General features: G+C 70.8%; 18 protein-coding genes. 5 read left to right on the top strand and 13 right to left on the bottom strand.

The genetic code is table 11. The features are described from left to right. Positions 1-33 precede the first annotated feature (33 nt). The 10 genes from ACZ4WS_RS31105 to rsmH form a co-directional block, all read right to left on the bottom strand. On the bottom strand, positions 34-828 hold the full coding sequence (locus ACZ4WS_RS31105) for a cell division protein FtsQ/DivIB (protein WP_467985717.1): 795 nt from the start codon (positions 826-828) through the stop codon (positions 34-36). A gap of 25 nt (positions 829-853) precedes the next feature. Then, complete coding sequence (murG, locus tag ACZ4WS_RS31110; protein WP_467985719.1) at positions 854-1945, bottom strand: undecaprenyldiphospho-muramoylpentapeptide beta-N-acetylglucosaminyltransferase; 1092 nt, start codon at positions 1943-1945, stop codon at positions 854-856. Between the two features lie 6 nt (positions 1946-1951). Beyond that, positions 1952-3313 (bottom strand): putative lipid II flippase FtsW, encoded by a 1362-nt coding sequence (ftsW, locus tag ACZ4WS_RS31115; RefSeq protein WP_467985720.1) that lies wholly within the window; start codon positions 3311-3313, stop codon positions 1952-1954. A gap of 189 nt (positions 3314-3502) precedes the next feature. Continuing rightward, on the bottom strand, positions 3503-4930 hold the full coding sequence (gene murD, locus ACZ4WS_RS31120) for a UDP-N-acetylmuramoyl-L-alanine--D-glutamate ligase (RefSeq protein ID WP_467985722.1): 1428 nt from the start codon (positions 4928-4930) through the stop codon (positions 3503-3505). Continuing rightward, positions 4912-5985 (bottom strand): phospho-N-acetylmuramoyl-pentapeptide-transferase, encoded by a 1074-nt coding sequence (gene mraY / locus ACZ4WS_RS31125; protein ID WP_467985724.1) that lies wholly within the window; start codon positions 5983-5985, stop codon positions 4912-4914. Before mraY ends, murD begins: the two co-directional genes overlap by 19 nt. Beyond that, a complete protein-coding gene (locus ACZ4WS_RS31130) occupies positions 5982-7388 on the bottom strand; it encodes a UDP-N-acetylmuramoyl-tripeptide--D-alanyl-D-alanine ligase (RefSeq protein WP_467985726.1) in 1407 nt (468 codons plus the stop codon). The genes mraY and ACZ4WS_RS31130 overlap by 4 nt, the downstream gene beginning before the upstream one ends. 4 nt (positions 7389-7392) lie before the next feature. Then, positions 7393-8913 (bottom strand): UDP-N-acetylmuramoyl-L-alanyl-D-glutamate--2,6-diaminopimelate ligase, encoded by a 1521-nt coding sequence (locus tag ACZ4WS_RS31135; protein ID WP_467985727.1) that lies wholly within the window; start codon positions 8911-8913, stop codon positions 7393-7395. A 247-nt stretch (positions 8914-9160) separates the two neighbouring features. Then, the gene (locus ACZ4WS_RS31140) at positions 9161-11113 is read right to left on the bottom strand and encodes a peptidoglycan D,D-transpeptidase FtsI family protein (RefSeq protein ID WP_467985729.1); all 1953 of its coding nucleotides are present in this window, start codon (positions 11111-11113) and stop codon (positions 9161-9163) included. A 5-nt stretch (positions 11114-11118) separates the two neighbouring features. Then, entirely contained in the window at positions 11119-11679 is a 561-nt protein-coding gene (gene ftsL / locus ACZ4WS_RS31145; RefSeq protein WP_467985730.1) for a cell division protein FtsL, read from the bottom strand. A gap of 159 nt (positions 11680-11838) precedes the next feature. Next, complete coding sequence (gene rsmH, locus ACZ4WS_RS31150) at positions 11839-12795, bottom strand: 16S rRNA (cytosine(1402)-N(4))-methyltransferase RsmH (RefSeq protein ID WP_467985731.1); 957 nt, start codon at positions 12793-12795, stop codon at positions 11839-11841. A 425-nt stretch (positions 12796-13220) separates the two neighbouring features. Between rsmH and ACZ4WS_RS31155 the strand changes: the two genes are divergently transcribed. The 5 genes from ACZ4WS_RS31155 (at position 13221) to ACZ4WS_RS31175 (ending at position 19357) form a co-directional block, all read left to right on the top strand. After that, positions 13221-13769, top strand: coding sequence for a beta-class carbonic anhydrase (locus tag ACZ4WS_RS31155; RefSeq protein ID WP_467985732.1), 549 nt, complete (start codon positions 13221-13223; stop codon positions 13767-13769). 263 nt (positions 13770-14032) lie between these two features. Next, on the top strand, positions 14033-15070 hold the full coding sequence (locus tag ACZ4WS_RS31160; protein WP_467985733.1) for an AAA family ATPase: 1038 nt from the start codon (positions 14033-14035) through the stop codon (positions 15068-15070). Next, the gene (locus tag ACZ4WS_RS31165) at positions 15070-16434 is read left to right on the top strand and encodes a DUF58 domain-containing protein (protein ID WP_467985734.1); all 1365 of its coding nucleotides are present in this window, start codon (positions 15070-15072) and stop codon (positions 16432-16434) included. Before ACZ4WS_RS31160 ends, ACZ4WS_RS31165 begins: the two co-directional genes overlap by 1 nt. Continuing rightward, positions 16431-18821: a transglutaminase TgpA family protein gene (locus tag ACZ4WS_RS31170; protein ID WP_467985735.1), complete on the top strand. Its 2391-nt coding sequence runs from the start codon at positions 16431-16433 to the stop codon at positions 18819-18821. Before ACZ4WS_RS31165 ends, ACZ4WS_RS31170 begins: the two co-directional genes overlap by 4 nt. 86 nt (positions 18822-18907) lie before the next feature. After that, entirely contained in the window at positions 18908-19357 is a 450-nt protein-coding gene (locus ACZ4WS_RS31175; RefSeq protein WP_467985736.1) for a MarR family winged helix-turn-helix transcriptional regulator, read from the top strand. Positions 19358-19442: 85 nt separating this feature from the next. Here ACZ4WS_RS31175 and ACZ4WS_RS31180 read toward each other — a convergent pair whose 3' ends face one another. From ACZ4WS_RS31180 to ACZ4WS_RS31190, 3 genes are all read right to left on the bottom strand, one after another. Continuing rightward, the gene (locus ACZ4WS_RS31180) at positions 19443-19841 is read right to left on the bottom strand and encodes a DUF3040 domain-containing protein (protein ID WP_467985737.1); all 399 of its coding nucleotides are present in this window, start codon (positions 19839-19841) and stop codon (positions 19443-19445) included. Between the two features lie 275 nt (positions 19842-20116). Beyond that, positions 20117-20887: a methyltransferase gene (locus tag ACZ4WS_RS31185; RefSeq protein ID WP_467985738.1), complete on the bottom strand. Its 771-nt coding sequence runs from the start codon at positions 20885-20887 to the stop codon at positions 20117-20119. Positions 20888-21077: 190 nt separating this feature from the next. After that, entirely contained in the window at positions 21078-21617 is a 540-nt protein-coding gene (locus ACZ4WS_RS31190; protein WP_467985740.1) for an SAV_6107 family HEPN domain-containing protein, read from the bottom strand. Between the last annotated feature and the right edge of the window lie 171 nt (positions 21618-21788).

Consider the following 21788-nt stretch of genomic DNA (forward strand, 5'->3'; position numbering starts at 1 on the left):
CCCAACCAGGGTGCTGGCCTGCGCGTATGTGCGTCAACTCGCGGATGACGCAGGGGCGGTGGGGACACTTACGTCGAAGTGCCGCGCCTCGGGAGCGGCTTTCATGAGAGCGGTGAGTGTCCTGGCCTTCGCAAGGCCCTTCTCGCCACTGCCCCACTCGACGGTGCGGCCACCCTTCAACTCCAGCGAGATGGAGTCGTACGAACGGACCTTGACGGTACGGGTGTCCCGCGCGACGGCGGCCGGAATGTCCCCGGCGACCCGCACCGCCTCGCGGAGCAGCCGGTCGGCGGGGAAGCGGCGCAGTCCTGCCGACTGAGACACCGTCAATTCCAGTGCGGGAACGCCCTTCGGAGCGTGCGAAACCGTAGCGAACCGCACACCCTTGGCGTCCACTTCGACGTACTTGCCCCTCTTTCCGGAGTTTTCGACAATCAGCACCGGAGTGCGTTCGGTCACTTTCAGCCCGATTCCGTGCGGCCAGGAACGGACGACATCAACCGAGTCAATTCGGGGCAATTTCCGGCGCAATCGCGCCTCAATGGCGTCGGTATCGACAGAAATCATCGGCGATCCGACCGGAACTTCGGCCGCTTCTCGCACCTGCCGATCCGTCAGGACCCGCATCCCGGAGGCCGACACCTTCTCGACGCGCAGCCACTGCGAGCCGTACAGAACCCAGACGGATCCGGCGCCGAGCAACACCACGGCGATCAAAAGGATGATGAGCGTACGAAGGCGGAACAGCCGCCCCAGACGGGGCGGCCGGGGCGGGCCGGACTCCAGCTTCTGCCGTTCGCCGCGATCGGCGGTGGTCGGTCCGGCCACGCTCCCTGCCTTCCCTCATGCGGTCCTAGCGGTGGCGAGAGGCGATCGCCTCGTACACCATGCCGACGAGCAGGTCGTCGGCGTCCCGGCGGCCGAACTCACTGGCGGCGCGGGACATCTCGTACAGCCGGTGCGGGTCGGCGAGCACGGGCAGGACGTTGCCCTGGACCCACTCGGGCGTCAGTTCCGCGTCGTCGACCAGCAGTCCGCCGCCCGCCTTGACCACCGGCTGGGCGTTCAGCCGCTGTTCGCCGTTGCCGATGGGCAGCGGGACGTACGCGGCGGGGAGCCCGACGGCGGAGAGTTCGGCGACGGTCATCGCGCCCGCGCGGCAGAGCATCATGTCGGCCGCGGCGTACGCGAGGTCCATCCGGTCCACGTACGGTACCGGGATGTACGGGGGCATCCCCGGCATCTGGTGGACTTGCGGCAGTTCGTTCTTCGGACCGACCGCGTGCAGGATCTGGATGCCCGCCTGCTGGAGGAACGGGGCGACCCGCTCGATGACCTCGTTCAGGTGGCGGGCCCCCTGCGAGCCGCCGGAGACCAGCAGGGTCGGCAGGCTCGGGTCGAGGCCGAACGCGGCGCGTGCCTCGGGGCGTACGGCGGCACGGTCGAGGGTGGCGATGGAGCGGCGCAGCGGGATGCCGATGTAGCGGGCGCCGCGGAGCTTGCTGTCCGGGGTCGAGACGGCGACCTGGGCGGCGTACCGCGAACCGATCTTGTTGGCGAGCCCAGGACGGGCGTTGGCCTCGTGGATGACGATCGGCACGCCGAGGCGCTTGGCCGCGAGATAGGCGGGCAGAGCGACATAGCCGCCGAAGCCGACGACCGCGTCCGCCTTGGTGCGCTCCAGGATCTGCTCGGCCGCCTTGATCGTGCCGCGCAGCCGCCCGGGGACGGTGATCAGCTCGGGCGTGGGCTTGCGCGGCAGCGGGACGGCGGGGATCAGCGCGAGGTCGTAGCCGCGCTCGGGTACGAGTCGGGTCTCAAGTCCGCGTTCCGTGCCCAGGGCCGTGATTCCCACGGTCGGGTCCTGCCTGCGCAGGGCGTCCGCGAGGGCGAGCGCGGGCTCGATGTGGCCGGCGGTCCCCCCGCCGGCGAGTACGACATGCACCGAAATTCACCGCTCTCCGGACGAACGCGCCGCGGCGCGCCGTCGCATCGTGTTCCATCTCCGAGGCCCCGCGGCCCCCGCGGAGCCTCTCACCGCAGCCCGCTTTCTGCCAAAGCGAGGTTGCCGCATCGCAAGCGCCGCCCGCGCAGCGGGATCGTCGCGCGCGAAGGCGATCAGCAACCCGATGGCGAACATGGTCGGCAGCAGGGCGGAACCCCCGTAGGAGAACAGCGGGAGCGGGACACCGGCGATCGGCAGCAGACCGAGCACCGCACCGATGTTGATCACGGCCTGGGCCGTGATCCAGGTGGTCACGCCTCCCGCGGCATACCTCACGAAGGGGTCCTCCGTGCGTCCGGCCACGCGGATACCCGCATAGCCTAGAGCCGCGAAGAGGGCGAGCACCGACAGCGTCCCCGCGAGGCCCAGTTCCTCACCGGTGATGGCGAAGATGAAGTCGGTGTGCGCTTCGGGGAGTTGGCCCCATTTTTCCACACTGGCGCCGAGGCCGGAACCGAAGAGTCCGCCGGAGGCGAGGGCGTAGATGCCGTGCACGGCCTGCCAGCAGTGGTCGCCGGGGCCGGGGTCGGTGGCGCCGATGCAGGCCAGCCGGGCCATGCGGTTCGGGCTGGTCTTGATGAGGATGAAGCCGATCGTCACGGCGATCGACAGCACACCGGCGAACAGCCGCGTGGGCGCTCCGGCCAGCCACAGCAGTCCGAAGAGGATGGCTGTGAGAATGATCGCTGTGCCCATGTCGCCGCCGAGCATGATCAGCCCGAGCAGCAAGAAGGCCACCGGCACGAGCGGCACCAGCATGTGCTTCCACTGCGCCAGCAGCCGCTTGTCCTGCTTGCGGGCGAGCAGGTCGGCGCCCCACAGCACGAGCGCAAGCTTGCCGAACTCGCTGGGCTGGAGCTGGAAGGGACCGCCGACGGAGATCCAGTTCTGGTTGCCGTTGACCGCCACCCCTATCCCCGGCACCTGCACCAGGATCATCAGGAAGACCGAGCCCGCCAGCATCGGATACGCCAGCGCCCGGTGCAGCTTCACCGGCATCCGCGAGGCGACCAGCATCAGCACGCCGCCGATCGAGGCCGCCAGGAACTGCTTGCGGAAGAAGTACGACCCCGGCAGCGACAGCTGTAGCGCCGTGATCTGGGAGGCCGAGTAGACCATCACCAGCCCGAGCACGGTGATCAGCAGACTGCCACCGAGGATCAGGTAGTACGCGGTCAGCGGCCGGTCCCAGGCCTTGCGGGCGCGGAGGTAGAGGCGGCGTACGGGGTTGTCGCGAGGGGGGCGGGCCGTCACGGGCCGCCTCGTGGCGCGCTGGACCGGGGGACGGCCGGTACGGCTCCCGGCCATCAGCAGCCCCCACCGGTGCGGGAGGGCGTCCCGCTGGGGGTTCCCCCAGGCCGCTCAGGCACGCGGAGAGGAACGGGCTGGCACAGCGTCGTGCCACCGGCGGAAAGTCGCCGACGAAGCACCGACCACGATGGCGTCACGCGTCGCTCCCAAGGGTCCCAGGCGCCCCGGACCGGCTCAGACCCGCCGTCAGGCGCTCGCGGCGCCGAGTTCGCGAACCGCTTCCGCGAAAGCGTCACCGCGCTTGTTGTAGTTGGCGAACATGTCCATGGAGGCGCAAGCCGGGGCCAACAGCACCGTGTCACCGGCGTGGGCGAGCCGCCGCGCCTCTTGAACCGCCGCGAGCATCGCCCCAGTGTCGGTCCGGTCGAGGTCGACGACCGGCACCTCGGGCGCGTGTCGCGCGAGTGCTTCGCGGATGAGAGCACGGTCGGCACCGATCAGCACGGCACCCCGAAGTCGCTTTGCCGACTTGGCGACCAGTTCGTCGAACGTCGCGCCCTTGGCGAGCCCGCCGGCGATCCACACGATCGACTCGTACGCCGCCAAAGAGGCTTCCGCGGCATGTGTGTTGGTGGCCTTGGAGTCGTCGACGTACGCGACCTCGTCCACGTCGGCGACGTGCGCGATGCGGTGGGCGTCCGGGCGGAAGGCGCGCAGCCCGTCACGTACGGCCTGGGCGGGCACCCCGAAGGCGCGCGCCAGGGCCGCCGCCGCAAGGGCGTTGGCGATGTTGTGCGGGGCGGGCGGATGGACGTCGGAGACCTCCGCCAGCTCCTGGGCGTTCTTCTGCCGGTTCTCGACGAAGGCGCGGTCGACCAGGATGCCTTCCACGACGCCGAGTTGGGACGGCCCAGGTGTGCCGAGCGTGAAGCCGATCGCCCGGCAGCCCTCCTCGACGTCCGCCTCGCGCACCAGGTCCTCGGTGGCCTTGTCGGCCACGTTGTAGACACAGGCGACCCGATTGCCTTCGTAGATACGGCCCTTGTCGGCGGCGTAGGCCTCCATGGAGCCGTGCCAGTCGAGGTGGTCGGGCGCGAGGTTCAGAACGGCGGCGGAGTGGGCGCGCAGCGAAGGCGCCCAGTGGAGCTGATAACTCGACAGTTCCACGGCCAGGACGTCGTACTGCTCCTCCCCCAGTACGGCGTCCAGCAGTGAGACCCCGATGTTGCCGACGGCGGCCGTGCGCAGTCCGGCCGCCTTCAGGATCGAGACGAGCATCTGGACGGTCGTGGTCTTGCCGTTGGTGCCGGTGACCGCGAGCCAGGGGGCCGCTTCGGGACCCCTGAGCCGCCAGGCCAGTTCGACGTCGCCCCAGACCGGGACGCCCGCCTCGGCGGCCGCGGCGAACAGCGGCTTGTCCGGCTTCCAGCCGGGCGCGGTGACGATGAGCTCGGTGCCCTCGGGCAGGGTGGCGCCGTCACCGAGGCGCACGGTGATGCCGAGCGCCTCAAGGTCCGCGGCCTGCTCACGCGACCGTGCGTCATCGCCGTCGTTGACGACCGTGACGACCGCGCCGAGGCCGTGCAGGACCTTGGCCGCCGGGATCCCGGAGACGCCGAGCCCGGCGACGGTGACGTTCTTGCCCTGCCAGTCGGTCACTTCTTGGCTGCCCATCCTGCGTAGAAGAGGCCCAGACCCACAATGACGCACATGCCCTGGATGATCCAGAAGCGGACCACCACAAGGACTTCGGACCACCCCTTGAGTTCGAAGTGGTGCTGGAGTGGTGCCATGCGGAAGACGCGCTTGCCGGTGAGGCGGAAGGAGCCGACCTGGATGACGACCGACATGGTGATCAGGACGAAGAGGCCACCGAGGAGCGCGACCAGCAGCTCCGTGCGGGAGCAGATCGCGAGACCGGCGAGCGCGCCGCCGAGGGCCAGCGAACCGGTGTCACCCATGAAGATCTTGGCGGGCGAGGTGTTCCACCACAGGAAGCCGAAGCAGGCGCCCATGAGGGCGGAGGCGACGACCGCGAGGTCCAGTGGATCTCGTACCTCGTAGCAGGCGGCCGGGTTGGTGAGGGTCTGCGAGTTGGCGCAGGACTCCTGGAACTGCCAGACGCCGATGAACGTGTACGCGCCGAACACCATCACCGCGGCGCCGGTGGCCAGACCGTCCAGTCCGTCCGTCAGGTTCACGCCGTTGGACATGGCGAGGATCATGAACAGTGCCCAGATCACGAAGAGCACCGGGCCGATGGTCCAGCCGAAGTCCTGGACGAAGGAGAGCTTGGTGGAGGCCGGCGTCTGGCCCCGGCTGTCCGAGAACTGCAGCGCGAGGACCGCGAAGGCGATGCCGACGGTCAGCTGGCCGGCCATCTTCGCCTTGGCCCGCAGACCGAGCGAGCGCCGCTTGACGATCTTGATGTAGTCGTCCAGGAAGCCGACCAGGCCCATGCCGGCCATCAGGCCGAGCACCAGCAGACCCGAGAAGGTCGGCGCGTAACCCGTGATCACCTTGGACAGGAAGTACGCGATGAGCGTCGCCAGGATGAAGGCGATACCACCCATGGTCGGCGTACCGCGCTTGGCGTGATGCTCGCGCGGGCCGTCGTCACGGATGTACTGCCCGTAGCCCTTGCGGGCGAGCAGCTTGATCAGCAGCGGAGTGCCGATCAGGGTCAGGAAGAGGCCAATGACTCCTGCGAACAGGATCTGCTTCATCATCGGGCGGCAACCTCACCCTCAACGCCGCTGTCGAGCAGCGCCTGCGCCACCCGTTCGAGCCCGACCGACCTGGACGCCTTCACGAGTACGACGTCCCCCGAGCGCAGTTCACTGCGCAGCAGGTCGACAGCCGCCTGTGCGTCGGACACGTGCACCGACTCCTCACCCCACGAACCCTCGTTATATGCGCCCAGTTGCAGCCAGGACGCTTCCCTGCCCCCGACCGCGACGAGCTTGCTGACGTTGAGCCGGACGGCGAGCCGTCCGACCGCGTCGTGCTCGGCGAGCGCCTCGTCCCCGAGCTCGGCCATCTGACCGAGCACCGCCCACGTACGACGCCCTCTGCCCATCGCCACGAGCGCGCGCAGGGCGGCTCGCATGGACTCGGGGTTCGCGTTGTAGGCGTCGTTGACGACTGTCACGCCGTCCGGGCGCTCGGTGACCTCCATCCGCCAGCGGGAGAGGGAGCCCGCCTCGGAGAGCGCACGGGCGATCTCGTCTGCGGACATGCCCAGCTCATGGGCGACGGCGGCCGCGGCGAGCGCGTTCGACACGTGGTGCTCACCGTACAGGCGCATGGTCACGTCACTGCACCCGGAGGGTGTGCGAAGGCTGAAGGTGGGCTGTCCACTCTCCGTGAGACGGACGTTCTCGGCGCGTACGTCCGCTTCGTCTGTCTCTCCGAAGAGGATCACGCGCGCCTTCGTGCGGGATGCCATGGCCCGTACGAGGGGATCGTCGGCGTTGAGGATCGCGGCGCCGTCCTCCGGGAGGCCCTCCACGAGCTCGCCCTTTGCCTGCGCGATCTGTTCGCGGCCGCCGAACTCACCGATGTGGGCGGTGCCGACGTTGAGGACGAGGCCGATCTTCGGCGGGGTGAGGTCCGCGAGGTACCGGATGTGGCCGAGGCCGCGGGCGCCCATCTCCAGCACGAGGAACCTGGTCTCCTCGGTGGCGCTGAGCGCGGTGAGCGGCAGCCCGATCTCGTTGTTGAGCGAGCCCGGCGTGAAGACGGTCGGCGCCTTGCTCCGCAGCACCTGGGCGATCAGGTCCTTGGTGCTGGTCTTGCCCGCGGAGCCGGTGAGGGCCACGAGGGTCGCGCCGAGCCGCTCGACGACATGGCGCGCGAGGGCGCCCAGGGCCGTCTGCACGTCCTCGACGACGATCGCGGGCACGCCGACGGGGCGGGACGCCAGTACGGCGACCGCGCCCGCCTCGATCACCGCCTCGGCGAAGTCGTGGCCGTCCACCCGCTCGCCCGCGAAGGCGACGAAGAGGCTGCCGGACTCCACCTCACGGGAGTCTCTGACGACCGGTCCGGTGACCTGTACCGCCGGATCCGGTATGTCGTACGTCTGCCCGCCGACGACTGCTGCGATCTCGGCGAGAGAGAGGGCGATCACAAGTTCATCCCTGGGTCTTCTGGATAGCTTCGCGAAGCACCTGGCGGTCGTCGAAGGGACGCACCACCCCGGCGATGTCCTGGCCCTGCTCGTGGCCCTTGCCCGCGACCAGCACGGTGTCGCCGGGCTGCGCGCGGGCGACGGCGGCGGCGATGGCCGCGGCCCGGTCCTCGAAGACCTGGACCTCGCCGCGCTCGTGCGCCGGCACCTCGGCGGCGCCCGCGAGCATCGTGGCGAGGATCGCCAGGGGGTCCTCGGAGCGGGGGTTGTCGGAGGTCAGTACGGCGGTGTCGGCGAGCCGCGCCGCGGCGGCGCCCATCGGCATCCGCTTGGTCTTGTCCCGGTCGCCGCCGCAGCCCAGCACGATGTGCAGCTTGCCCTCGGTGACCTTACGCAGGGCGCGCAGGACCGATTCGACGGCGTCCGTCTTGTGCGCGTAGTCCACGACCGCCAGGTAGGGCTGACCGGCGTCCACGCGCTCCAGGCGGCCCGGTACGCCCGGCACGGCGGCGATGCCGTCGGCGGCGGTCTGCGGGTCGAGCCCGGCGACGGCGAGGGCGACGATCGCGGCGAGCGTGTTCGCCACGTTGAAGGGGCCCGCGAGCGGCGACCTGGCGGTGATCCGCTCGTCCTTGGGGCCGACCGCGGTGAACGTCGAGTCCATGGGGCCGACTTCGACGTCCTCGGCACGCCAGTCGGCGTCGGGGTGGCCCTCGGCGGAGAAGGTGACGACCGGGACCGTGGACTCCTTGGCCAGCCGGCGCCCGTACTCGTCGTCGAGGTTGACCACGCCGAGTTTGCTCCGTTTCGGCGTGAACAGGTGCGCCTTGGCCCGGAAATAGTCCTCCATGTCGGAGTGGAACTCCATGTGTTCCGGGCTGAGGTTGTTGAAGACGGCGATGTCGAAGACGCAGCCGTCGACCCGGCCGAGGACCAGCGCATGGCTGGACACCTCCATGGCGACCGCCTCGACGCCGCGCTCGCGCATGACCGCGAACAGCGCCTGGAGGTCGGTGGCTTCGGGGGTCGTGCGCTCCGACTTGATGCGCTCGTCGCCGATGCGCATCTCCACCGTGCCGATCAGGCCGGTGGAGCGGACCGTCTTCAGGCCGCCCTCGACGAGGTACGCCGTCGTGGTCTTGCCGGAGGTGCCGGTGATGCCGATCTGGAGCAGGTCGCGTCCGGGGTGGCCGTAGATCGTGGCCGCGAGCTCACCCATCCGCCCGCGCGGGTCGTCGACGACGAGGACCGGCAGGCCGGTGGCGGCGGCGCGCTCGGCGCCCGTCGGGTCGGTGAGGACGGCGACGGCACCAAGACCCGCGGCCTGCGTCACGAAGTCGGCGCCGTGCAGGCGGGCGCCGGGCAGCGCGGCGTACAGGTCGCCGGGGCGCACGGCGCGGGAGTCATGGGTGATACCCGTGACCTCGGCTTCGCTCTCCGGCTTCGCGGCGTCCAGCTGATCGGCCAGCTCCGCGAGGGGTGTGGCGGAGACGTGAACCGGTCGTGGCGGCCCCGGATATGTCACAGGAACGCCCTTCTGGGTGGTTTGGGACTGATCAGCGTGTGGCACGGCGGTGAGCGTACCGGGCGCACCCCCGCCGGGGCCAAAAGGGAGCCCGCGCGCAGCGCGGTCCGGCAAGGGCGGTGGTGGGTGACGGGTGGGAGAGGGGCGCGCCGTGGCGTGGTTCCCGGGATCCGGGGTGATCGTTGTCACGAGGTGGTTCCTGGTCCGTTGTGCGTGCGGGCTGATCAGGGCGTGCGGTCGGAGTGGATCACGGTGTGAAGGTGACGGGCAGATTGGCGGCTCCGGCCCCGGTGGGCGGGACCTGGAGGGTCTTCAGGGCGAACTCCATGACCTGCTTGTAGATGGGTCCGCAGGTCTGGCCGCCGAAGTAGCTGCCCTTGGTGGCGTTCTGGATCGCGCAGTAGACGGTGATCCGCGGGTTGTCCGCGGGGGCGAATCCGGCGAATGACGAGGTGTATCCGTGGTACTTGCCGGTGGCCGGATCCACGCGGTTGGCCGTACCTGTCTTGCCCGCGACCCGGTAGCCCGGGATACGCGCCTTGGCGCCCGTGCCCTGCTCGTCGTCCACGACGGACTCGAGCATCTGGGCGAGGGTCTTCGCCGTCTTCTCGCTCACGACCCTTGTCTTCTTGGGCTGGGCGGCGGGTGTGAAGCGGCCGTCGGGCCCCTTGGTACCGCGCACCAGGGTCGGCTCCACGCGGACGCCGCCGTTGGCGATCGTCGAGTAGACGGAGGCCGCCTGCAACGCGCTGATCGACACGCCCTGGCCGAAAGGAATCGTGTACTGCTGCGAGGTCGACCACTTGTCGGCGGGCGCGAGGATGCCGTTCGTCTCGCCAGGGAAGCCGAGCCCCGTGTAGCTGCCGATGCCGAACTTGCGCAGATACGAGTAGAGGACCTGGTTGGCCTTCTTCTGCGTCTTGCCGAGCTGGCCGGTCGCCAGGATGGTGCCGATGTTGCTGGACTTGGCGAGCACGCCGTTGAGCGTCAGGTTCCAGGTCGGGTGGTCGATGTCGTCCTGGAAGAGCCGGTCGCCGCGGTGCAGCCGGTTGGGCACGACCACATGCGTCTCGGGTGTGGCGACGTTCTCCTCGAGGACGGCGGCCATCGACATGACCTTGGCGGTGGAGCCGGGTTCGTATGCGTCTTCGATGGCCCAGTTGTGCAGGGCGTTCGGGTCGGCCTGGGTGAGGTCGTTGGGGTCGAAGCCGGGCGAGTTGGCCATGGCGAGGATCTGGCCGGTCCGGGTGTCCTGCACTATCACGTACCCGCGGTCCGCCTCGGACTTCTTCACCTGCTCGGTGATGGCGTTCTGCGCGGCCCACTGGATGTCGCGGTCGATGGTCAGCTCGACGTCGGATCCGGCCACGGCTGGCGTCTCGGTGGAGCCCACGGTCGGCACCTGACGACCGCCGGACTGCGCGTAGCGGATCTTGCCGTCCTTGCCGGCGAGTTCCTTGTTCAGCTTCTGTTCGACGCCGCCGCCGCCCTTGCCGTCGGCGTTGACCCAGCCCAGTATCCCGGCGGCGAGATCGCCGTTGGGATACACGCGCTTGCTGGCGGGGACCGCGAGGACGCCCGCGAGGACGTTGACCGTGGTCTTGTCGGTCTCGGCCTTGGTCGCGAGCGTGTTCTTCAGGTCCTTGATCTGCTTCCAGACCTGGGGGGTCTGGCGGTGCGCGAGCAGCGTGTAGCGGGTGTTCTTCGTACTCAGCTTCTTGGCGACCGCGTCCATGTCCTGGCCGAGGATCGGGGCGAGCAGCGCCGCGGCCTGCTCGGGCGCGTCCGCCGCCTTCGTCGCCTTCTGCGTGAACATCGTCGGGTCGGCCGTGATGTCGTACGCGTCCTCGCTGGTCGCCAGCTCGACGCCGTTGCGGTCCGTGATCCCGCCGCGCTCTGCGGCCAGCGTGCGTCCGACGTACCGGTTCTGCTCGGCCTTGGCGGCGTATGCGCTCGCGTCCACGGCCTGCACCTGGAGCAGCCGCACGACGAAGGCGATCATCACCAGGGTGAGCGCGAGGCTGACCATGCGCAGGCGGGGGCGAGGGCTGCCGAGCCGGATGACGCGCGGGCCCTGGGGGCGGGGCGCGCTCGGGCGGCGTGCGGGGCGCGCGCCGGGACCCGGGCGCCGCTGGCCGCCGGGGCGGACGGGCCTGGCGGGTCCGGGCACGCGGCGGCGCGGCGGTTCCCTGTCGGACACTTCCGTCACCTGCCGGGGGTTGTGGAGGACTGCGTGGACGGGGTGGGGGGCTGTGCGGAGGGGGTGGGGGGCTGTACGGAGGAGGCGGTCGTGAACGGACGCGTGGAGGGCGTCGGGGTCGCGCTCCACGTCGGACTCGGGGGCGGCGAGGAGGCGAGGGCCTCGGGCGGGGGGACCATCTGGTTCAGTGCGGAGGACTGCTGGGCGGCGGCTCCGGGGACGCCCTTGACGGTGCCGTCGGGGTTGAGGAAGGCCGGGTCGCCGCCGGGGACCATGCCGAGTTCGCGGGCGCGGCGCTGGAGGGCGTCGGGGGCGGAGTAGGCGTCCACGTCCCGCTGGAGCGCCTGTTCCTCGTCGGTCAGGCTCTTGGTGTCCTTCTGCAGGTCGTCGAGGCGGAACGACCCTTCGCTGAGCGCGGAGTTCAGCACCAGGAGGCCGATGAGGCCGCCGCCGAGCAGGAGCACGACCAGCAGGACGAAGGGGGTCCGCGCGGCCTGCCCGGCACCGGTCGGCAGCAGCCGGGCGAGCCTGGCGGCCCGCCCCTTCAGTTCGGGTTTCCTGCTCACGCGCCCTCCCTGCGGGTTTGTTTTCCCGACTCACGGCCGTGGTGGGTTTGCTTTCCCGACTCACAGCCGTCGCGAGTTCGCTTTCCCGACTCACCGTCGCCCGGAGCGTTTGGATCCCCCACCCGTTTCGGACTCACGCGCCCTCCCCCTCCCCGCGCCTCACTCGGCTTCCTCGCGGATGCGCTGCGCCCCGCGCAGCCGGGCGGGAGCCGCCCGCCGGTTCTCGGCGACCTCTTCCTCGGTGGGAAGTTCGGCACCGCGGGTGAGCAGCTTGAGCCGGGGCTGGTAGCGCTCGGGCACGACCGGCAGGCCGGGCGGCGCGGTGGTGGCGGCGCCGGCCGCGAACACCTGCTTGACCAGCCGGTCCTCCAGCGAGTGGTACGACAGGACGGCGATGCGGCCGCCGACGGCGAGGGCCTTCACGGCCGCGGGAATCGCCCTCTCCAGGACGCTGAGTTCGCCGTTGACCTCGATGCGCAGCGCCTGGAAGGTGCGCTTGGCGGGGTTGCCGCCAGTGCGCTTGGCGGCCTGCGGAAGCGAGTCGCGGATCAGCTCGACGAGCCGCGCACTGTTGCTGAAGGGCTCCTTCTCGCGTTCACGCACGATCGCGGAGACGATCCGCTTGGCCTGCTTCTCCTCGCCGTACGCCCGCAGGATCCGCACCAGTTCGCCCGCCGGGTAGGTGTTGAGCACCTCGGCCGCGCTGATCCCGGTCGTCTGGTCCATACGCATGTCGAGCGGGGCGTCCTGCGCGTAGGCGAACCCGCGGTCCGCCTCGTCGAGTTGCATGGAGGAGACGCCGAGGTCGAACAGGACGCCCTGGACGCGCGGGATGCCCAGGCGGTCGAGTACGTCAGGGAGTTCGTCGTAGACCGCGTGCACCAGGGTGGCCCGGTCGCCGAAGGGGGCGAGCCGCTCTCCGGAAAGGCGCAGCGCCTCCTTGTCGCGGTCGAGGGCCACGAGACGAGCCTCGGGGAACTGCGTGAGGAGCGCCTCGCTGTGGCCGCCGAGACCGAGAGTGCAGTCGACGACCACGGCCCCCGGCTCGGTGAGGGCCGGGGCCAACATGTCCAGGCACCGCTGGAGCATCACCGGGACGTGTCGACTCTGACTCAAGGGGCCCTCTCAGGTCCGGCGCGGCCGTACGCACCGCCGGGTCCCCGCCCGCTCGAGAAGGGGAGGCCTGCTGGCGCCGGGTGAGTGGCGTCAGCCGACCGGGGAGCGGGAGGAGGCCGAGCCGTACGTACGCGCCGCGCACGCGGGGAGACGCCGGAAAATCGCCGGGTCTCCGGGGGATAACAGTCCAGCAGGGAGAGCCTCGCCTCCCGCTTCGCGTCACTTTAGTCCACGGTGTCTCGCGGTCAATCAACCGGCATGCGCGTCGCGAACCCCACTCCGGCCGAAGCCGCAAATCAGAAAGAATCACCCGTAAGGGCGCGTCGGCACCGCCCGTGTGGGTTACCTCACAACAAGCCACGATGGCGTTCTTTGTCCCGTCTCACAGCAGGACTCTTCGATACGTGACCAGTACCGTCATAGGTATGACGACTTCTGCATCCGTTCCCACCGAACCCGCAGGCGCCATACCCCCCGACGGCACCGTGACCGACCGTCTCGTCGAGGCGAACCAGCAGTACGCCGCCGCTTTCTCCGACCCGGGGATGGACGCCCGCCCCGTTCTGCACGTCGCGGTGGTCGCGTGCATGGACGCTCGGCTCGACCTGCACGCCGCGCTCGGCCTGGAGCTGGGCGACTGCCACACCATCCGCAACGCGGGCGGAGTCGTCACCGACGACGTGATCCGCTCCCTCACGATCAGCCAGCGGGCGCTCGGCACCCGCAGCGTCGTTCTCATCCACCACACCGGCTGCGGCCTGGAGTCCCTCACCGAGGACTTCCGGCACGACCTGGAGATGGAGGTCGGCCAGCGCCCCGCCTGGGCGGTCGAAGCCTTCCGGGACGTCGAACAGGACGTACGGCAGTCGATGCAGCGCGTGCGCACCTCCCCGTTCCTCCTGCACACCGACGACGTACGCGGCTTCGTCTTCGACGTCACGACGGGTCTGCTGCGCGAGATCGACCCCAGGTGAGCGCTCCACAGGGCCCCGCCGGCCGACCCTCGGGGCCTCGTGGGACTCTCTTTTCACGAAAGCACCCCTGCCCTCCGGCGCCCAAAAAGCCGTAAGACCTGACATATCGCGGCCAGTTATCCACAGGCGAGTGACACGAACCGGTAACGGCAACAAGAATGCGGGTGTGGCGTCACGCGGAACTTTTCGCGCGTGGTGTCCGTGTTTCGGGGTGGGCCGGTCCGCACAGGGCGTCGGCCCTGGAAAGGGCCGAGGAGGGCCGGGTGACGACCTATGACGATCGAGCGAGCCTTACAGATCTGACCGCCACTGTGGAGCGTGTCCGCAGTTCGGTGGAAGGAGTGATCGAAGGCAAGCCTGAGGTCGTACGGCTTTCGCTGACCGTGCTGCTCGCCGAGGGTCATCTTCTGATCGAGGATGTTCCGGGCGTCGGCAAGACCATGCTGGCCAAGGCACTGGCGCGGTCCATCGACTGCTCGGTGCGGCGCATCCAGTTCACGCCCGACCTGCTGCCCTCGGACATCACGGGTGTGTCCATCTGGGACCAGCAGCGCCGGGACTTCGAGTTCAAGCCGGGGGCGATCTTCGCGCAGATCGTGATCGGCGACGAGATCAACCGCGCCTCGCCCAAGACCCAGTCCGCGCTCCTGGAGTCGATGGAGGAGCGCCAGGTCACCATCGACGGACAGACCTACGAACTGCCCAGCCCCTTCATGGTGGTGGCCACGCAGAACCCGGTCGAGATGGAGGGCACCTACCCGCTGCCCGAGGCCCAGCGCGACCGCTTCATGGCCCGCGTCTCCATCGGCTACCCCAGCGCGGACGCCGAGCTCCAGATGCTGGACATCCACGGCGGGGTGTCCCCGCTCGACGACCTCCAGCCGGTGGCGCACGCGCACGAGATCGTGAAGCTGATCGACGCGGTCCGCACGGTCCATGTCGCCGACCCGGTACGGCGGTACGCCGTGGACCTGGTCGCCGCCACGCGTACGCACCCCGACCTCAGACTCGGCGCCTCTCCGCGGGCCACGCTGCATCTGCTGCGCGCGGCCAAGGCGTCCGCCGCGCTCAGCGGCCGGGAGTTCGCCCTGCCGGACGACATCCAGGCGCTCGCCGTAGCGGTCCTGGCCCACCGCCTGCTGCCCACGGCCCAGGCTCAGTTGAACCGGCGAACGGCCGAGCAGGTCGTCCAGGAGATCCTGCAGCGCACCCCTGTTCCCGCGGCTCCCCAGCAGCAGGCCGGCTTCCCGATGGGCCGCGGCACGCCCGCGTACGACCAGCAGCCGCCCCGGAGGCTGTGATGACACACGGGGGGACGGGGCACACCCCCGAGGAGGACAAGGGCGGACTGCGCACGGCACTCGCCGGGCTCACCACACGCGGGCGCTCCTTCCTGGCCGCCGGAGTCGCCGCCGCGATCTGCGCGTACGTCCTGGGGCAGAGCGATCTGCTCCGGGTCGGCCTGCTCCTCGCCGTCCTGCCCCTGGTCTGCACGACCGTGCTGTACCGCACCCGCTACCGGGTCGCGGGCAGCCGCAGGCTCTCCCCCGCGCGCGTGCCCGCCGGTTCCGAGGCCCGCGTCCATCTGCGGATGGACAACGTCTCGCGACTGCCCACCGGACTGCTGATGCTCCAGGACCGGGTGCCGTACGTGCTCGGTCCGCGGCCCCGCTTCGTCCTGGACCGGGTGGAGGCGGGCGGCCGCCGCGAGGTGTCCTACCGGGTGCGCTCGGACCTGCGCGGCCGCTATCCGCTGGGGCCACTGCAACTGCGGCTCACGGACCCCTTCGGCATGTGCGAGCTGACCCGCTCCTTCTCGACGTACGACACCCTGACGGTCATCCCGCGCGTGGAGGCGCTGCCGCCGGTGCGGCTGACCGGCGAGGCGAAGGGGTACGGCGACGGGCGGCAGCGCTCGCTGGCGCTGGCCGGCGAGGACGACATAATCCCGCGCGGGTACCGCTACGGCGACGACCTGCGCCGGGTGCACTGGCGACTGACCGCGCGCTACGGCGAGTTGATGGTCCGCCGCGAGGAGCAGCCCCAGCGCTCCCGCTGCACGGTGCTGCTCGACACCCGGGGCATCGCCTTCCAGGGCGCGGGCCCGGACTCCGCCTTCGAGTGGGCCGTCTCGGGCACGGCGTCGACGCTGGTGCACATGCTTGAACGGGGCTTTTCGGTACGGCTGTTGACCGATACCGGCAACTCGGTGCCCGGCGAGGGCGCCGACGGCTTCGCGGGCGCCAGCCAGGAGTCGGCGGACGCGGCCGGGATGATGATGGACACCCTCGCCGTCATCGACCACTCGGACGGCACGGGCCTGTCCCGGGCCTACGACGTGCTGCGCAGCGGGAACGAAGGGCTGCTGATCGCCTTCCTCGGCGATCTGGACGAGGAGCAGGCGACGGTGCTCGCCAAGATGCGCCAGCGCAGCGGCGGGGCGGTCGCCTTCCTGCTGGACAGCGATGCGTGGGTGCGGGAACCGAGCGATGTCCCCGGCCCGTTGGACAGGAGCGAGGATCGACGGCGCATGCTGCGCGAGGCGGGCTGGACGGCCGTGATGGTGCCGCGGGGGGCGGGGCTCGCCGACCTGTGGCGGGAGGCGGACCGGCAGCGCACCGGCGTCGCGTCGACGGGGAGTACGGCAGGGGGTGGTGGCTCATGAGCGGACGTGCGCGACTGGCGCTGTGCGCGGCGGCGGCCACGCTGATGGCTGCCTGCTCCCTGCTGCCGCTGGTCGGCCGGCCGACCTGGATCTTCCAGGCGGCGTTCCTGCTGGCGCTGCAGACCGGGGTCGGCGCGCTCACCCGGCGGGTTCCACTGGCCCGGCCGCTGACCGTGGCGGTGCAGGCGCTGGTGACCCTGATGCTGCTGACGCTGTCCTTCGCCCGGCAGCAGGCCATCGCCGGACTCGTCCCGGGGCCCGACGTGTTCCGCCACTTCGGGGTGCTGCTCCAGGCGGGCACGGACGACGTCGGGCGGTACTCGATCCCGGCACCGCTGTCCGAGGGCATCCGGCTGATGCTGATCGGCGGCGTCCTGGTGATCGGACTCGCGGTGGACGCGCTCGCCGTGACGTTCCGCAGCGCGGCGCCCGCGGGACTCCCGCTGCTCGCGCTGTACTCGGTCGCCGCGGGGCTCGCCGGCGGCGGCGCCGCGTGGCTGTGGTTCCTGCTCGCGGCCGCCGGCTATCTGATGCTGCTGCTGGCCGAGGGCCGCGACCGGCTCTCGCAGTGGGGCCGCGTCTTCGGCGGGGCGTCCCGCGCTCCGGGTCCCGACTCCTCGGGGGGCGCCGTCGCGCCCGTCCGCACCGGGCGGCGCATCGGCGCGGTCGCGCTGGGTATCGCCCTGGTGGTGCCGCTCGCCCTGCCCTCTCTCGACGGCGGCCTGCTGGACGCCGCGGGGACGGGCGTGGGCACGGGCTCCGGAGGCGGCGGCACGATCTCCGCGGTGAACCCGCTGGTCTCGCTCCGCGACAGCCTGAACGTGGACCAGGACCGCACGGTCATGACGTACCGCACCAACACCGACAACACCCAGGACCTCTATCTGCGGATCGTCTCCCTGGACGACTTCGACGGCACGGCCTGGAAGCCGGCCCAGCGGCACATCGAGGGGGTGCCGGACACCTTCCCGACGCCGATCGGCCTCGGGAGCGACGTCCAGCGGACCTCGATCCAGACCCGTATCTCGGCGGCCGACTGGTACGCGCAGGACTGGCTCCCGATGCCGTACCCGGCCAGCAAGGTGAACATCAAGGGCAGTTGGCGCTACGAGCCCGTGGGGCGCACGCTCGTCGGGGACCACGGCCAGAACACGCGCGGCGTGCAGTACGACGTCACGAGCCTGATCGTGCGACCGACCGCGGAGCAGCTCGCGACGGCACCTGAGCCGTCGGCGGCGCTGAAGCGCGAGTTCACCAAGGTGCCGGAGTCGTTGCCCGCGGTGGTGGCGGACACCGCGCGCAAGGTCACCGAGGGCTCGACCAACCACTACGAGCAGGCGGTGAAGCTCCAGGACTACTTCGCCGTCAGCGGCAACTTCACCTATGACACCGAGGTGCAGGTCGGCAGCGGCTCCGCCGCGATCGCGCGTTTCCTGAAGGAGAAGCAGGGCTTCTGCGTCCACTTCTCCTTCGCGATGGCCGCGATGGCCCGGACGCTGGGGATACCGGCCCGCGTCGCGGTGGGCTTCACGCCCGGTTCCCCGCAGGCGGACGGTTCGATGGCGGTGGGGCTGCGGGACGCGCACGCCTGGCCCGAGCTGTACTTCGAGGGAGTGGGCTGGACCCGCTTCGAGCCCACCCCGAACCGGGGCACGGTGCCGGACTACACCCAGACGGACACGCCCGGCAGTGACGTGCCGAACGCGCCGAAGCCGACGCAGTCGTCGTCCGCCGCGCCTTCCACCGCCCCGTCGGCCAGCGAGAGCTGCTCGGCGCAGCAGCGGAAGCTGGAGGCGTGCGCGAGCGAGTCCGCGCTGGCCACGGTCGGCTCCCACGACGACAACTGGCCGTGGTTCAAGATCCTGGGACTGACCTTGGCGGGGCTCCTGGTGCTGGGAGTGCCGTTGCTGCCGATGCTGTGGCGGATGCGGATCAGAGCCGTGCGGCTCGGCGGGCACGGGCGCACCGAGGCGGACGCCGCCGCGTACACACTGGGTGCCTGGCAGGAGGTGACGGATACGGCGTGGGACTTCGGGATGGCGCCGGACGAGTCGCAGACGCCCCGTAAGGCCGCCGCGCGGGTCGTCCGCCTCGGGGGTCTCGACCCGACGGCGTCGGACGCGGTGCACCGGCTGGCGGCGGCCGTGGAGCAGGTGCTCTATGCCCCGCGTCCCCGCCTGGTGGCTGGCCTCGCGGAAGACGCCCGCCGCGTCGCGGACGCCCTGCGCGCCTCGGCAGGCGGCCCCGCCCGCCTGCGCGCACTCCTCGCGCCCCGCTCAGCCGTCCGGGTGGCCTGGGCGGCCTCGGCCCACTGGGCGAGCCTCAGGTCCCGCCTCTCGGCCCGCCGAGAGACTCTGCTGCGGCGCCCTTCGGGGCAGAACAGCTGACGTCGGTGGCTTATGCATGGCCTCACCTCGGCCGGGGTGAGGCCATGCATAAGCAGCTTAAATAAGTCTGCGATAGGTTTTCGGGCGTGAGCGACACCCCGAACGACGACCTGGACGTGGACGCCTTCACCACGGCGATCGAGAGCTTCAACCGCTTCTACATCCGGCTGCCCGTGCTGGAGAAGCTGCCGTTCACGACACTGTCGGTGCTGGACACCCTCGCGTTCAACGGCAGCCCGATGCGGCTGACCGAGCTGACCCGGACCGAGCAGGTCAGCCAGCCCGGCATCACTCAGCTGGTCACCCGGCTCGAGCGCGAGGGACTGGTGGAGCGCCGTCCCGACCCGAGCGACGGGCGCGCCGTCCTCGTGCACATCACCGAGGCCGGCCGGCAGATCGGCCGCTCCCGGCACGACGACCGGACACGCCATCTGGCCCCCCTCATCGCCCGGCTGACCCCCGAACAGCGACAGGCGATCACGGATGCGCTGCCCGCCCTGACCCGTCTGGCGGAACTCGGGCGAGGCCTGCCGTAACCAAGGTCTCCGGGTATGCGTGAGGGGGTGTCCACCTGGGTGGACACCCCCTCGTGCGATGTCTTCGGCTGCGGCGCTCGGAGGGCTAGTGGCCGCCCTGTTCGTCGCGGCGGCGCTGCCAGCGTTGTTCGATGCGGTCCATCATGGAGCGGCGCTGTCGGCCCTGGCGGCGGGCGGCAGGCGCGCCGGGCGCGGCCGGCTGCTCACCGGGCTTGGGAGCTTTGCGCCAACCGGTGACGGCAAGTACCGCGCACCCCAGCATCACGAGGAAGCCCACCACGCTCAGCCAGATCTGTACTGTGACCATTCCGGCCATGAGGAGCGCGATACCCACCAGAAAGCCCGCGACCGCCTGGTAGACCCGTCGCCGGGTGTACGTACGCAGCCCGCTTCCCTCAAGCGCTGTCGCGAACTTGGGATCTTCGGCGTACAGCGCTCGCTCCATCTGCTCGAGCATTCGCTGCTCGTGCTCCGAGAGCGGCACGGCGTCCTCCTCATCGTGCAGTCGCCGGGGCGACCGGGGGTCCCCTTCAGGATAGGCAGGGAATCGCCCCCGTGAAACCCGCCCCTCTACGCCATTTCGCCAACCGGAACCCGCCATGGCACCCCGATTCACTGAGGCGTAGATTCCCCAGCGAACGGTCCGTCATGCCGGACGGTCTCCCTCGATCATACGGCGCCGAGCTCCCGATCGGGTGGTCTGTGGCGTACTCCATCTGCCGCCCAGCCCCTGATCAGCGCTGCACCACGGGAGGCGGCTCAGCGCTCACCGGCCCCCTGCGCCTCGCCGAGCACATGAAGCTGCGTCGCCACGGAGTGGAACGCGGCGACCTCGGCCGCGGCGGCCTCCAGCTTCAAGAGCGCCTCCAGGGCCCCCGGCTCGGTGTCCACGAGGACTCCGGGGACCAGGTCCGCGAAGACCCGCACGCCGTGCACGGCACCGACTCGCAGGCCCGCGCCCTCCACCAGCGCGGTGAGCTGCTCGGCGGTGAAACGGTGCGGTACGGGATCACCCTCGCCCCAGCGTCCGTCCGGGTCATCGAGCGCCTGCTCGGCCTCCTTGAAGTGCCCGGCGAGGGCGCGGGCCAGCACGGCTCCGCCCAGGCCCGCGGCGAGGAGGCTGAGGACGCCCTCGGGGCGCAGCGCGTCCACCACATTGCGCACACCCTCGGCCGGGTCGTCCACGTACTCCAGGACGCCGTGGCACAGCACCGCGTCGTAGCCGCCGCGCTCGACCACGTCGAACAGGCCGTGCGCATCGCCCTGGACGCCCTGCACGCGGTCGGCGACGCCGGCCTCGGCGGCCCGGCGCTCCAGCGCGAACAGCGCGTTCGGGCTGGGGTCGACGACGGTGACGCGGTGGCCCAGACGGGCCACGGGCACCGCGAAGTTGCCGCTGCCGCCGCCGGTGTCGAGGACGTCCAGGGACTCCCGGCCCGTGGCCTTGACCCGGCGGTCGAGGGCGTCCTTGAGGACCTCCCAGACCACGGCGGTACGGAGAGAAGCGCGGGGGCGCATCGGGTCCGACACGGCAGTTGACTCCTCGGCGCGGCACCGCCTCTTGAACGGCGGAGCGATCGGGGGGCCTCCCGGACCCTGTGCCAGGGGCGGAAGGCTTCAGGCGCCTCCACCCTATTGCCTCCGCCGCCGTCCCCGATCCCGCGTCTCACGCGGCGGATCGCACGCCGGACATCGCGGCGAACCATGGCTCCGGCGCCGGTCAGCCCGCGTCCGGGACCTCCCGGTCTCCTTCCTGCCGGGGCTGGGGCAGCACGGGCTGCAGCACCAGCATCCGCTCGACCAGGCGCAGGAACATCGCCACGTCGCGTATCAGGTCGTCGGCGTCGCGGCTGCCGGCCGCGCCCTGTATGCCCGCCTCGGCGCGGGCGCGGCGGCGGGCCCCGGAGGCGAACAGCGCGCTCCACTCGGTGAGTTCGGGCGCGATTTCGGGGAGCACTTCCCAGGCGCTGCGGATGCGTGCCCTGCGTCGGGGTGTGGGCTCCGGGCGTCCCCGAGCGGCGAGGACGGCGGCGGCGGTGCGCAGGGCGGCCAAGTGGGCCGTCGCATACCGCTCGTTGGGGGTTTCGAGGGCCGTCGCCTCGTCGAGTCCGGCACGGGCCTGGGCGAGCAGATCGAGGGCGGCGGGCGGGGCCGTGGCCCGGCGCAGCACGGGGTGCACATCGCTCGCCGGGCCGGTCAGTGAGGGGGCAGGGCCGGTGGCGCGGCGCCGGCGGGCGGCGGCTGCGGAAGAACTGGCCATGACGAACCTCCTGTCGTCAGGTGTGACGGCACTGTGGCCGTATGTGCCCATCGTGAGGTATGCCACTGACAATCCGTTCTGACCTGGCCTTTTGCTTCGATCGAAAGTTCGGGATAGTTTTTGCACTGACCAGTCAGTTCAAAAGTCGGCCGTTCTGGCCGCGCACAGAGG

Source organism: Streptomyces sp. NPDC029292 (genome assembly GCF_055569295.1).